The organism is Streptomyces sp. NPDC052910, assembly GCF_055585605.1.
Genome location: NZ_JBVJJR010000003.1, coordinates 293613 through 305768, shown reverse-complemented (window position 1 = coordinate 305768; position 12156 = coordinate 293613). Strand labels below are relative to the sequence as shown.

Below are 12156 nucleotides of genomic sequence, written 5' to 3'. Positions count from 1 at the left end.
CCGTTCGCCCCGTATGATCGGTAGACACCGTCCGGCATGACGGGTCGGCGGGCAGGGAATGAACGTTGCGACATCACACGACCGTCACACCACACCGCCGACCGCACACCGGACCGGTGGGCGAATTGGCGCAGAGGGGCGGGTTTCACGGGGGCGATTCCCTGCCTATCCTGAAAGGGTCGCACCCCGGTCGCCCCCCGCGACCGACGAGTAGGAGGACTCCGTGCCGCTCTCGGAGCACGAGCAGCGCATGCTCGAGCAGATGGAGCGAGCGCTGTACGCCGAAGATCCCAAGTTCGCCACAGCGCTCGAAGGCAGCGGCCTGCGCACGTACACCCGGCGACGGGTCTACCAGGCGATCGCGGGCTTCCTGGTGGGCATCGCGCTCCTCATGGCCGGAATGGTCGCCCAGTGGATCTGGATCAGCGTGGTGGGCTTCCTCGTCATGCTGGGGTGTGCGGTGCTCGTGGTGACGGGGTGGCGCAAGGCCCCCCGGCCCGGCGGCGCCGCGCCACACGGCGCGGGCCCGATGGGCGTCGGCGGCAGCCTGGCGGCGCGCCGCCAGGCGCGGCAGCGGCGCTCGATGATGGACCGGATCGAGCAGCGGTGGCAGCGGCGGCGGGACGAGCAGGGGCGCTGACGCTTCCGCGCTGCGGTGGGCGGGTCGGGGCTTGTGCCCCGGACCTCCCCCAGAGGGGGCACCCCCACTCGCCGTTTGAGGACAACCGCGCGGAGCGCGGTTTCGGGGGTGCGGGGGCAGGCCCCCGCAAGAAACGGTGAATGGGGGTGCCCCCTCCGGGGGAGGGACAGGGGTCTCCTACCGCCGAAGGCGAAAGCCCCGCAGCGCCCCGCCCAGTGACGCCGGCGCGAGAAACGCCCGCAGCCGCGCCCCCCGGCTCGCCGCCCCCCGAAGCCCGGCGAGGACGGCGGCGACCTCACCCAAGGGAACCCCGGCCGCGGGCCGTGGAGCGTACAGAGCCCGCTCCACCGCATCGGCCACCCGAGAAGCCGCCGCAGCCGTCTCCGCCCCCAGCCCCCCGTCCGAAACGATCCGCTCGACCGACCCCCGAGGCGTCCGCGTCGCGTCCGGAGCGATGCCGTAGTCCCAGGCGGTGTCCAGCAACTCCCGCCAAGCGGCGAGCGTGCGCCGCGCCGCCTCCTCCGGATCGCCGGGTTCCGGGCCGCCGAGGCGGCGGGCCCGGCGGCGGGCCCGCCACAGGGGCGGTACGGCCGGCAGGGCCAGCAACAGCGCGCCCGCGGCGATCAGCGGGATGACCGGGACGCCGGAGTCCGACCCCGGTCCGTCGTCGGAGGTCCCCGAGAAGCCCGTCCCGGACCGGCCGGGGCACTCGGCGTGCGACGGCCGTCCGGGGCAGTCCGCGCCCGCGGTCGGTGCCGGCCGGGGCGCGGCGGAACGGTCCGGGGCGGGCACGGGGGCGCTCGGCGACGCCCCCGGGGCGGGCTGCTCGACGGTGTACACCGGCCGGCTGCCCCGGCTGGGCGTCGGCTCGAAGCGGGTCCAGCCGACGCCCTCGAAGTACAGCTCCGGCCAGGCGTGGGCGTCCTTGGAGCCCACCGACAGGGAACCGTCCCCCTGCGGGTCGCCCGCGGTGAAGCCCACCGCCACCCGCGCCGGGATCCCCAGGGTCCGGGCCATCGCCGCCATCGAGAAGGAGAAGTGGACGCAGAAGCCCCGCTTCTCCTCCAGGAACCGCGCGACGGCCTCGTCGTCACCACCGGTCCGCACGTCGGTGTCGTAGGTGAACCCGCCGCCGACCGCGAACCACTCCTGGAGCCGTACCGCCCGCTCGTAGTCGCTGCGCGCGCCCCCGGTCACCTGCCGCGCCCGCTCCGCGACGGTCGCGGGGAGCGTCGACGGCACCTTGGTGTACTCGCGGCGCAGCCCCTCGGGCGGCCGGGGTGCGTTGGCCAGTTGCTCGGCCGTCGGCTGGGCGGCCAGGCTCGAGACCTGGTAGCGCAGGCCCCGGGTGGTCTGCCCGTGGTCGCCGACCAGCGTCCGGCCCTCCGGCTCGTACCGCCACTGGCCGCTCACCCGTACCGAGTCCGCCGGGTAGGGGAGCGGCAGGTAGTCCTGCCCGTAGGTGTCGGCGGCCACCACCGAGGTGTTCACCCGCACCGTGCGCACGTCGGGGGAGAGGCCCTGGGGCGCGGGCAGCCGGTCCGGCACGTCGGTGACCCGCCGCTCCGACGTGCGCCAGGTGGCGCCGTCGAACCGGTCGAGCGCGACGATCCGCAGGTAGAGGTCCTGCGGGGACTCCGACGAGGTGCGGTACCGCAGGAGCTCGCGGTTCTCCCGCTGGTTGAGGCTGTCCCGCAGCGAGACCAGCGGGTTGACCGCGGAGATCGTGCCGCCCTCGCGTTCCTGGCCCGAGGCCCGGCCGCGCGGCGCCAGCAGGCCGCCGCCGATCGCGGGCAGCACCGCCGGGACGGCAAGGGCCACCCCCAGCGCCAGGACCCCGATCCGGCGGCCGGCCCGGCCGAAGGCGAACGCGCCCGCGAGCGCGCCTCCCACCGGGCCCCCCGGCCCGGGTCCCGCGGCTCCGGCCGGGCCGGCGAGCCCCCGGCGGGCCAGGCGCTCCCGGCTCTCCGCGAGGAGCAGCAGCAGGTAACCGGCGGCGCCCGCCAGGAACCACAGCCAGTCCCGGCCGCCCTGCGCCAGCCCGGCCCCGACCGAGTACAGCGCCAGCAGCGGCAGCCCGGCGGTCGCCGCGCTCCGGTAGGTGACCGCCACCGCGTCCACGATCAGGCCGATCACCAGGACGCCGCCGACCAGCATCAGCCGGATGCCCGGGGACGCGGGCGCCGGTATCGCGTACCGCCCGATGTCCTCGGCGCCCTGGTGCAGCAGTCCGGAGAACTCCCGGAAGGCGGACGGGCCCGGCAGCAGCCCGGCGACCGCGTGGTCGCGGGCGAAGACCAGGGTGAGCAGCAGCAGCCCGGCGAGCGCCTGGGCGGCGACCGCCACCGGCCGGGGCGCCGCGAACCGCCGGACCGCCACCCCCGCCGCGGCCTGCACCGCGAGCAGCGCCGCCGCCTGCACCAGCCAGCGGGCGCCGTCCACCAGCGGCACCATCGCGCAGGCGGCCCCGACGGTCGCCGCCACGGCGCAGACGGCGGCCCGTATACCACCGCTCATCCGCGTCCTCCCCGCTCGCGCACGGACCACGCGGTCACGTCCGTCCCCCCGGCACTCCGCCGCCCGGCCATCGGCACAAAGGTCACTTCCGACACCCCCGACACGCTCGCCGCCTCTCTCGCCGACGACACCCGCGTCACCGGCGTCATCGGCCCCCTCCCTCTCATCCGCCCCACCGCCCCGCCACTCCGTCCGAGGTCAGCCCGCGCCCCACCGGCGTGCCCGCGAGGCGCCACAGTTCCGGGAACGGGGTGTGCGGCGTCAGGGCGAGGGCCGACCAGCCGGCCGCGTGCAGGGTGTGCAGCGGGGCGAAGGCGTTCGGATGGCCCGGGGGGGCGTACGGCCGGACCACCGGGTCGAGGAGGAAGGCGACCGCCGTGGTGCCGCGCCGCCGCAGCCCGGCGGCGCGCGCGGCCTCCTCCTGGGTCAGACCGCCGAAGAACGCCACGAGGAGCCCGCCGGTGTCGCCGCGCAGGGCGTCGTGGGCGCCGGACAGACCGGTGCCGGCCGAGTGGTCGACGACCGCCAGGGCGTCCAGCAGCGTGCCGGCCGCGTCCGCCGGGTCGGAGCCCGCCCCGCCGGCCCGGCCGCCGACGCCCTCCGGGCCGGGGATCCAGGCGCCGGTGTCGGTCAGCAGCCGCACGGTGAAACCCAGCCCCAGCAGGTGCGCGGCGACGGACGCGGTCGCCGCCACCGCCCGTTCGAACGGCGAGCCCGGCCCGGACCCGGGGTAGGCGACGCCCCGCGTGTCGAGCAGCACGGTGGCGTGGGCCCGCCGCTGCTGCTCCTCCCGGCGCACCATCAGCTCGCCGGCCCGGGCGGTGGCCCGCCAGTGGATCCGGCGCACGTCGTCGCCGTGCCGGTAGGCGCGCGGGATGATGTCGTCGTCGCCCGCGAGGGCGAGCGTGCGCAGGCTGCCGTCACCGCGTCCGGCCGCGTCGCCGGCCACCCGCAGCGGCGGCAGCGGCTCGCAGTACGGGACGGCGGTGAGCATCGCGCTCGTGCCGAAGCCGCGGGTGACCTCGCACATGCCGAACGGGTCGGTCAGCCGCATCCGCAGCGGCCCCAGCGGGTAGCGGCCCCGCAGGTCGGCCCGGACCCGGTAGGCCACCTCGCGGTGCCCGCCCGGCTCCATCCGGTCCAGGACGAACCGCGGGTGCGGGCCGAGCACCCAGGGCACCCGGTCCTCGACCGGCAGCGGGCCGACGGGGATCCGGGAGGCGTTGGCGACGCGCAGCCGCACCTGCGCCTCCTGTCCGGCCGTCACCCGGGCGGGGGACACCAGGCGGTCGCCGGTGATCCGGTGCCGGGTGCGGTGCACGACCAGGACGCACACCAGCGGCAGCACGGCCAGCAGCAGCCCCACCCGCAGCAGGCCCTCCTGGCCCAGGACGTAGGAGCAGACGACGGCGGCGCCTCCCGCGGCCAGGAACGACCGGCCGCGCGTGGTCAGCCCCCCGAACGCCGCCCGCAGCCCGCCGTCGCCGTCGGCGGCCGGTTCCTCCGGGGGGTACGGGTCGTCGGTCACGGCCGTCGCGCCTCCGGGGGCCGCGGCGCGGCCTGTTCCGGGACGGGGACGGGGGTGAGCCGCAGGATGTCCAGGACGATCTGCTCCGGCGTGCGCCGGTTGAGCTGCGCCTGCGCGGTGGGCAGCAGCCGGTGCGCCAGCACCGCGACGGCCTGGGCCCGGATGTCGTCGGGCAGCGCGTAGTCGCGGCCCGCCAGCGCCGCCGTCGCCTTCGCGGCCCGCAGCAGGTGCAGGGTGCCGCGCGGCGACGCGCCGAGCCGCAGCTCGGGGTGGTGCCGGGTGCCGTTGACCAGGTCCACCGCGTACCGCCGCACCGGCTCGGCGACGTGCACGGCGCGGACGGCCTCGACCAGCTTGACGATGTCGTGGGCGTGCGCGGCCGGCTGGAGGTCGTCCAGCGGGGAGGCGCCCCCGTGCAGGTCCAGCATCCGCAGCTCGGCCTCCGGGCTGGGGTAGCCCATGGAGACCCGGGCCATGAACCGGTCGCGCTGCGCCTCCGGCAGCGGGTAGGTGCCCTCCATCTCGACCGGGTTCTGGGTGGCCACCACCATGAAGGGGCTGGGCAGTTCGTGGGTCCGGCCGTCGGCCGTGACCTGGCGCTCCTCCATCGACTCCAGCAGCGCCGACTGGGTCTTGGGGGAGGCGCGGTTGATCTCGTCGCCGATGACGATCTGCGCGAAGATCGCCCCCGGTCTGAACTCGAACTCCCGCCGCTCCTGGTCGTAGACGCTGACGCCGGTGATGTCGGACGGCAGCAGGTCCGGCGTGAACTGGATGCGCCGCACCGAGCAGTCGATCGAGCGGGCCAGTGCCTTGGCGAGCATGGTCTTGCCCACCCCCGGCACGTCCTCGACGAGCAGGTGCCCCTCGGCCAGCAGGACGGTCAGCGCGGTCCTGACGACCTCCGGCTTGCCCTCGATCACGCCCTCGACGGAGGCGCGGACCCGCTCCGCCGTACTCGTCAGATCACTCAGGCCCGCTCGTTCGTCAAAGGTCGTCACCCCGGCCCTCCTCGGCCCGTCCACGCGTCCACGGGATCCCGTCCCCCCACCGGGAACGGCCCCTCCCCAACCCCACCGGCGTCCCGCCCGCGCGTGGCGGACGGGACGGCGGCTCGCTTTCGCATTCTCGCCGCCCGCGCGGCGCGACGGCACCGCGGGCGGGCCGTCAGTGCTGCCGCGGGTCGATCTCCCGCAGCAGCCCGGTGGTCACGTCGAAGACGAAACCGCGGACGTCGTCCTTGTGCAGCAGGAACGGGGAGGTGCGCACCCGCTGCATGGACTGCCGGACGTCCTGGTCCAGGTCGCGGAACGCCTCCACCGCCCACGGCGGGCGCTGGCCGACCTCCTCCTCGAGCTCGTGCCGGAAGTCCTCCGTCAGGTTCAGCAGACCGCAGCCCGTGTGGTGGATGAGGACCACCGAACGGGTACCGAGGGCGCGCTGGCTGATGGTCAGGGACCGGATGATGTCGTCGGTGACGACTCCGCCGGCGTTGCGGATGGTGTGACAGTCGCCGAGCTCCAGGCCGAGCGCGGCGTGCAGGTCGAGGCGGGCGTCCATGCAGGCGACGACCGCGACCTTGAGGACCGGCCGGGCGTCCATGCCCGGGTCGGTGAACTCGGCGGCGTAGCGCGCGTTGGCCGCCACGAGACGGTCGGTGACCGTGGAGTGGCCGGCGTCGGCGCCGGAGGTGCTGGGGGGCGGAGACGCGGATATCGACATGTGCACGAAGGTAGTCGGCTACCGGCCCGTCGGCCCCCCGAAGAGCCGGGCAAACGCCGTAAGGGCGGCCATCTGTGAGGCAAGCCACAGCTCGGGGAGGTGTGCGGCCGTCCGGGTGAGCCCGCCGCCGAGGCCCGTCCCCCGGCGCGCTGGGCGGTTGATTGACCGGCGGGACGAGTGGACTAAAGTGGCGCGAAGTGGGAGGCGAGCCGCTCCCTCGACGTACCGGAACCCAACGACCAGGCCGTCCCAGTCGTACCAGGAAACCCGCACGTGCGCGACGTGACCGTACCCCTCGGCCTCCTCCCGCTCCCCGGCCGTCCCGCGCCGCCCGCCGGCGCCGGGCCGGGCGGCGCATCCCCTTCGAGCGGGCGGGGACCCGGCGGTGCGTGCGCCCCGCGCCGTACCGCACTCCCAGAAGGGCGCATGAGCAGCAACGCGCGTCACGTCCCCGTCATGCTCCAGCGCTGCCTGGACATGCTCGCCCCCGCCCTCACGGAGCCCGGCGCCGTCGTCGTCGACTGCACACTGGGGGCCGGAGGGCACAGCGAGGCGCTGCTCACCGCCTTCCCCGAGGCCCGGCTCGTCGCCCTCGACCGCGACCCCACCGCCCTCGCCCTGGCCGGCGAGCGGCTGGCCCCCTTCGGCGACCGCGCCACCCTCGTCCAAGCCGTGTACCACGAGCTCCCCGAGGTGCTGGAGCGGCTGGGCATCCCGCGCGTCCAGGGTGTCCTGTTCGACCTCGGCGTGTCGTCCATGCAGCTCGACGAGGCCGACCGCGGCTTCGCCTACGCGCAGGACGCCCCGCTCGACATGCGCATGGACCAGACGAAGGGCATCAGCGCCGCCGAGGTCCTCAACACCTACCCGCCCGGCGAACTCGTCCGCATCCTGCGGGCGTACGGCGAGGAGAAGCAGGCCCGGCGGATCGTCGGGGCCGTCGTCCGGGAGCGCGAGAAGGAGCCCTTCACCCGCAGCGCCCGGCTGGTCGAGCTGATCCGCGACGCGCTGCCGCAGGCCGCCAAGCGCACCGGCGGCAACCCCGCCAAGCGCACCTTCCAGGCGCTGCGCATCGAGGTCAACGGCGAACTGGCCAGCGTCGAGCGGGCCGTCCCGGCCGCCGTCAAGGCGCTCGCGGTGGGCGGCCGGATCGCGGTGCTCTCCTACCAGTCGCTGGAGGACCGCATCGTCAAGCAGGTCTTCGCGGCCGGCGCCGCCACCACCGCGCCCCCCGGCCTGCCGGTCGTCCCCGAGCGGTACCAGCCCCGGTTGAAGCTCCTCACCCGCGGCGCCGAGCTGCCCACCGAGGCGGAGATCGCCGAGAACCGCCGGGCCGCCCCCGCCCGGCTGCGCGGGGCGGAGCGGATCCGTGAGGACGTGACGGACACGCCATGACGACCGTCGCGCGCGCCCGGGGCACCGCCGGCGGGAGCCGGCTCGGCCGGCTGCTGCCGGTCGGGACCGGCGGCGCGCGGCGTACCCCTTTCGTGCTGCTGGTCGTGGTGCTGCTCGGCTCCGGCCTGATCGGCCTGCTGCTGCTCAACTCCTCCCTCAACCAGGGCTCGTTCGAGCTGAGCAGGCTCCAGCGGAAGACCACCGAGCTGACCGACCGGCAGCAGGCGCTCCAGCAGGAGGTCGACCAGCTCGCCGCCCCCGACGCGCTGGAGCGCCGGGCCCGGGAGCTGGGCATGGTCCCCGGCGGCAGCCCCGCCTTCCTCAACCCCGACGGGACGGTCAGCGGCGTTCCCGCCCCCGCGCCCGAGGCCGGCGCGGCCCCCGCCGACGGCGGGGCGGACCCGGCCGCGTACCGGCAGCCGCCGGCCCCGGCCCCCGCCCCGGTGCCGTCGGTGGTGCCGTCGGCGGTGCCGGCCCCCGGGAGCCCGTCCGCTCCGAACGCCCAGCCCGCTCCGGCCGCGGCGCCACCGGCACCCACCGCACCGGCAGCACCCTCAGCCGCAGCACCTCCAGCCCCAGCAGACCCCACCCTCCCCGGACTCCCAGGCAGGTGACGTCGTGACGGCGCCCAGGCAGCAGCCCCGCCGCCCGGTTCCCGGGCCCGCCCGCCCCGCCGCGGTCCGCCCGGCGCGCCCCCGCGTCGGCACCCGCCCGCTGCGCCTGGGCAGCCCCAGGCCCCGGCTCCGGCTGATCGGCCTCGGCCTCACCCTGGTGCTGCTGGTGTTCACCGTGCGGCTGCTCCAGGTGCAGGCCGTCGACGCGGACGCCTACGCCGCCCGCGCCAACGTCAACCGCTACATCCCCGTCACCCTGGCCGCCGAGCGCGGCGCCATCACCGACCGCAACGGCGTCGACCTGGCCACCACCGTCGACGCCTACGACATCACCGCCGCCCCCGACCTGCTCAGCCCCAAGCGGACCGGGATCCGGAACGCCGCCCGCAAGGCCGCCGAGCTGCTGGCCCCGGCCCTCGGAGCGCCCGCCGACGAGGTGGAGGAGAAGCTCACCGCCAACCCCGCCGCCAAGTACGTGGTCCTGGCCCGGCAGCAGACCCCGCAGGTCTGGGACCGGATCCGGGAGCTGAAGCAGGGGAGCGCCGCCCGCCTCCGCGGTGGGCACGGCACCCTGAACCTGCTCACCGGCGTCAACCGCGAGGCGCACAGCAAGCGCGTGTATCCCAACGGCGACCTCGCCGCCGGGATACTGGGCTTCGTCAACGCCGACGGCAAGGGCGGCGGCGGGCTGGAGGCCCAGCTCGACGGCGAGCTGGCGGGCAAGGACGGCAAGCGGGTCTACGCCCAGTCCGGCGGCCGTCAGGTGCCCACCGGCGACCTGAAGGAACAGGCGGCCGTCCCCGGCTCGGACGTCGAGCTGACCCTCGACCGGGACATCCAGTGGGCCGCCCAGAGCGCCATCGCCGCCCAGGTCCGCGCCTCCGCCGCCGACCGCGGCTACGTCGTCGTCCAGGACGCCCGCAACGGCGAGATCCTGGCCATGGCCAACGCCCCCGGCTACAACCCCAACGACCTGGCCCACGCCGACCGCGCCGCCCTGGGCAACGCCGCGCTCCAGGACGCCTACGAGCCCGGCAGCGTCAACAAGGTGATGACCATGGCCGCCGTCCTGGAGGAGGGCGTCGCCACCCCCGCCACCCGGGTGGAGGTCCCCAACCGGCTGCCGCGCGCCGACCGGGCGTTCGCCGACGACATCGACCACGCCACCTGGCACCTCACCCTCAACGGCGTGCTCGCCAAGTCCAGCAACATCGGCACCATCCTGGCCAGCGAGCAGCTCGGCAAGACCCCGGAGGAGTCCGGCGCGGTCCTCTACTCGTACCTGCGCAAGTTCGGCCTGGGGCAGCCCACCGGGCTGGGCTTCCCGGGCGAGACCCCCGGCATCCTGGCCCCGGCGAAGGAGTGGAGCGCCTCGCAGCGCTACACCGTCCCGTTCGGCCAGGGCCTGTCCCTCAACGCCGTCCAGGCCGCCTCCGTCTACTCGACCATCGCCGGCGGCGGCGAGCGCGTCCGGCCGACGCTGGTCCGCGGCACCAAGGGCCCCGACGGGCGGTTCGTGCCCGCGCCCGCGCCGCCCCGCACCCGGGTGGTGAGCGAGAAGACCGCCAAGCTGGTGTCGGAGATGCTGGAGTCGGTGGTCGACGACCGGGACGGCACCGGGACCAAGGCGAAAATCCCCGGCTACCGGGTGGCCGGCAAGACCGGCACGTCCAACCGGGTGGATCCGCGCACCGGCCGCTACCACGGCTACACCGCCTCCTTCGCCGGCTTCGCCCCCGCCGACCAGCCCCGGGTCACGGTCTACTGCGCCATCCAGAACCCCACCCAGGGCAGCTACTTCGGCGGCCAGATCTGCGGACCGGTGTTCCAGCGGGTCATGTCGTTCGCGCTGAAGACGCTCCAGGTGCCGCCCTCCGGCAGCGAGCCGCCGCGGCTGCCCGTGGAGTACTGACCGTGCCGCCGCGCCGCGCCGCAGGGCCGTGCCGACTGTGACGCACCGCACGTCGGAACCGGGGAACCGCGGCCCGGCGCGCCCCTCGCTTCGCGACGGGCCGGGTGCGCCCGGTACGCTCACCGCCGTGCCCCACGCTGATCAGTCCCCAGCCCCCACCCCGGAACCCACCGCTCCGGGAGCGCCCCGCCCCACCCGGGTCCGGCCCGTGCCGCTCACGGAGCTCGCCGGTCAGCTTGGCGTCCGCGCCCCCGAGGGCGCGGGAAGCGCGGTGACCGGCATCACGCACGACTCCCGCGCCGTCCGCCCCGGCGACCTCTACGCGGCCCTGCCCGGCGCCCGGTTCCACGGCGCCGCCTTCGGCGAGCAGGCGGCGAAGCTTGGTGCCGCGGCCGTGCTGACCGACCCGGCGGGCGCCGAGCGCGCCGCCGCCACCGGTCTGCCGGTCCTGGTCGTCGACGACCCGCGCGGCCGGATGGGCGCCCTCGCGGCGGCCATCTACGGTGATCCCGGCCGCGACCTGCTGCGCGTCGGCATCACGGGCACCTCGGGCAAGACCACCACCGCCTACCTCATCGAGGGCGGCCTGCGCGCCTGGGAGCGGTCGCGCGCCGCCGAGGACGGCCGGCCGGCCGGGCTCACCGGGCTGATCGGCACCGTCGAGTCCCGCATCGGTGACGAGCGCGTCAAGTCCGAGCGCACCACCCCCGAGGCCACCGACCTCCAGGCCCTGTTCGCGGTGATGCGCGAGAAGGGCGTCCGCTCGGTCGCCATGGAGGTCTCCAGCCACGCGCTGGTGCTCGGCCGCGTCGACGGCTGCGTCTTCGACGTCGCCGTCTTCAACAACCTCAGCCCGGAGCACATGGAGTTCCACTCCGACATGGAGGACTACTTCCGGGCCAAGGCCGAGCTCTTCACCAAGGAGCGCAGCCGCCTGGGCGTGGTCAACCTCGACGACGCCTACGGCCGCCGGCTCGCCGGGGGCGAGTCCGAGGTCCCCGTCGTCACCTTCTCCGCCGAGGGCCGCGCGGACGCCGACTGGCGCGCGGTGGACGTCGAGTCCGGCCTGTTCGACTCGACGTTCACCATCGAGGGCCCGGACGGGGTCTCCGTCCCCGCCCGTTCGCCGCTCGCCGGCCCGTTCAACGTCGCCAACGCGCTCGCCGCCGTCGTGGCGCTGGTCGCCGCCGGCGCCGACCCGAGGACCGCCGCGGACGGCGTCGCCGCCGTCGCCGGCGTCCCCGGCCGGCTGGAGCGCGTCGACGCCGGGCAGGGCTACCTCGCCGTCGTCGACTACGCCCACAAGACGGACGCCGTCGAATCGGTTCTCCGCGCCCTGCGCAAGGTCACCCCCGGCCGCATCCACGCCGTGCTCGGCTGCGGCGGCGACCGGGACACCACCAAGCGCGCCCCGATGGGCGCCGCGCTGGCCCGGCTCGCCGACACCGCCGTCCTGACCTCGGACAACCCCCGCTCCGAGGATCCCCTCGCGATCCTCGCCACCATGCTCGCGGGCGCCGCCGAGGTGCCCGCCGCCGAACGCGGCGCCGTCCTGCTGATGGAGGACCGCGCCGCCGCGATCGCCGCCGCCGTCGCCCGCGCCGAACCCGGCGACACCGTCCTCGTCCTCGGCAAGGGCCACGAACAGGGCCAGGACATCGCCGGAGTGGTACGCCCCTTCGACGACCGCCAGGTGCTGCGCGAGGCCATCGAGCGCGGCGCCGGTTCACACGCGGTCACCAAGCACCGGAACGACCAGGGATGACAGACCGCCATGCGCGCACAACCCTCCCCTTGGCAGCCCGACCGAACGGCTGGAGGTGACCCC

Annotated in this window: 9 protein-coding genes; 5 read left to right on the top strand and 4 right to left on the bottom strand. The window is 75.8% G+C overall.

Translation table 11 applies throughout. From position 1 onward, the window contains the following. Window positions 1-223: 223 nt before the first annotated feature. Window positions 224-640, top strand: coding sequence for a DUF3040 domain-containing protein (locus ACZ6X9_RS12325; RefSeq protein ID WP_469777925.1), 417 nt, complete (start codon window positions 224-226; stop codon window positions 638-640). 177 nt (window positions 641-817) lie between these two features. Here the strand turns inward: ACZ6X9_RS12325 and ACZ6X9_RS12320 are convergent, their stop codons facing one another. From ACZ6X9_RS12320 to ACZ6X9_RS12305, 4 genes are all read right to left on the bottom strand, one after another. Beyond that, a complete protein-coding gene (locus ACZ6X9_RS12320; protein ID WP_469777924.1) occupies window positions 818-3157 on the bottom strand; it encodes a transglutaminase TgpA family protein in 2340 nt (779 codons plus the stop codon). 163 nt (window positions 3158-3320) lie between these two features. After that, window positions 3321-4685 carry a DUF58 domain-containing protein gene (locus ACZ6X9_RS12315; protein ID WP_469777923.1) on the bottom strand — a complete coding sequence of 455 codons (1365 nt, stop codon included), beginning with the start codon at window positions 4683-4685 and terminating at the stop codon, window positions 3321-3323. Further along, window positions 4682-5686, bottom strand: a complete 1005-nt coding sequence (locus ACZ6X9_RS12310) for an AAA family ATPase (protein ID WP_469777922.1) — start codon at window positions 5684-5686, stop codon at window positions 4682-4684. Before ACZ6X9_RS12310 ends, ACZ6X9_RS12315 begins: the two co-directional genes overlap by 4 nt. A 166-nt stretch (window positions 5687-5852) precedes the next feature. Continuing rightward, window positions 5853-6407 carry a beta-class carbonic anhydrase gene (locus ACZ6X9_RS12305; RefSeq protein ID WP_469777921.1) on the bottom strand — a complete coding sequence of 185 codons (555 nt, stop codon included), beginning with the start codon at window positions 6405-6407 and terminating at the stop codon, window positions 5853-5855. Window positions 6408-6833: 426 nt separating this feature from the next. On the opposite strand from ACZ6X9_RS12305, the gene rsmH reads away from it, so the two are divergent. Genes rsmH through ACZ6X9_RS12285 form a run of 4 tightly spaced genes read left to right on the top strand, consistent with a single transcriptional unit; the run spans window position 6834 to window position 12093 of the window. Beyond that, complete coding sequence (gene rsmH, locus ACZ6X9_RS12300) at window positions 6834-7802, top strand: 16S rRNA (cytosine(1402)-N(4))-methyltransferase RsmH (protein WP_469777920.1); 969 nt, start codon at window positions 6834-6836, stop codon at window positions 7800-7802. Next, a complete protein-coding gene (gene ftsL / locus ACZ6X9_RS12295) occupies window positions 7799-8416 on the top strand; it encodes a cell division protein FtsL (RefSeq protein ID WP_469777919.1) in 618 nt (205 codons plus the stop codon). Before rsmH ends, ftsL begins: the two co-directional genes overlap by 4 nt. Window positions 8417-8420: 4 nt before the next feature. After that, the gene (locus ACZ6X9_RS12290) at window positions 8421-10328 is read left to right on the top strand and encodes a peptidoglycan D,D-transpeptidase FtsI family protein (RefSeq protein WP_469777918.1); all 1908 of its coding nucleotides are present in this window, start codon (window positions 8421-8423) and stop codon (window positions 10326-10328) included. 37 nt (window positions 10329-10365) lie between these two features. Next, entirely contained in the window at window positions 10366-12093 is a 1728-nt protein-coding gene (locus ACZ6X9_RS12285) for a UDP-N-acetylmuramoyl-L-alanyl-D-glutamate--2,6-diaminopimelate ligase (RefSeq protein WP_469777917.1), read from the top strand. The last annotated feature ends 63 nt before the right edge of the window (window positions 12094-12156 follow it).

Bases quoted from the DNA above. Each gene is read 5' to 3' on its own strand.
- ACZ6X9_RS12320 (WP_469777924.1), bottom strand. From the start codon at position 3,157: ATGAGCGGTGGTATACGGGCCGCCGTCTGCGCCGTGGCGGCGACCGTC.
- ACZ6X9_RS12305 (WP_469777921.1), bottom strand. From the start codon at position 6,407: ATGTCGATATCCGCGTCTCCGCCCCCCAGCACCTCCGGCGCCGACGCC.
- rsmH (WP_469777920.1), top strand. From the start codon at position 6,834: ATGAGCAGCAACGCGCGTCACGTCCCCGTCATGCTCCAGCGCTGCCTG.
- ftsL (WP_469777919.1), top strand. From the start codon at position 7,799: ATGACGACCGTCGCGCGCGCCCGGGGCACCGCCGGCGGGAGCCGGCTC.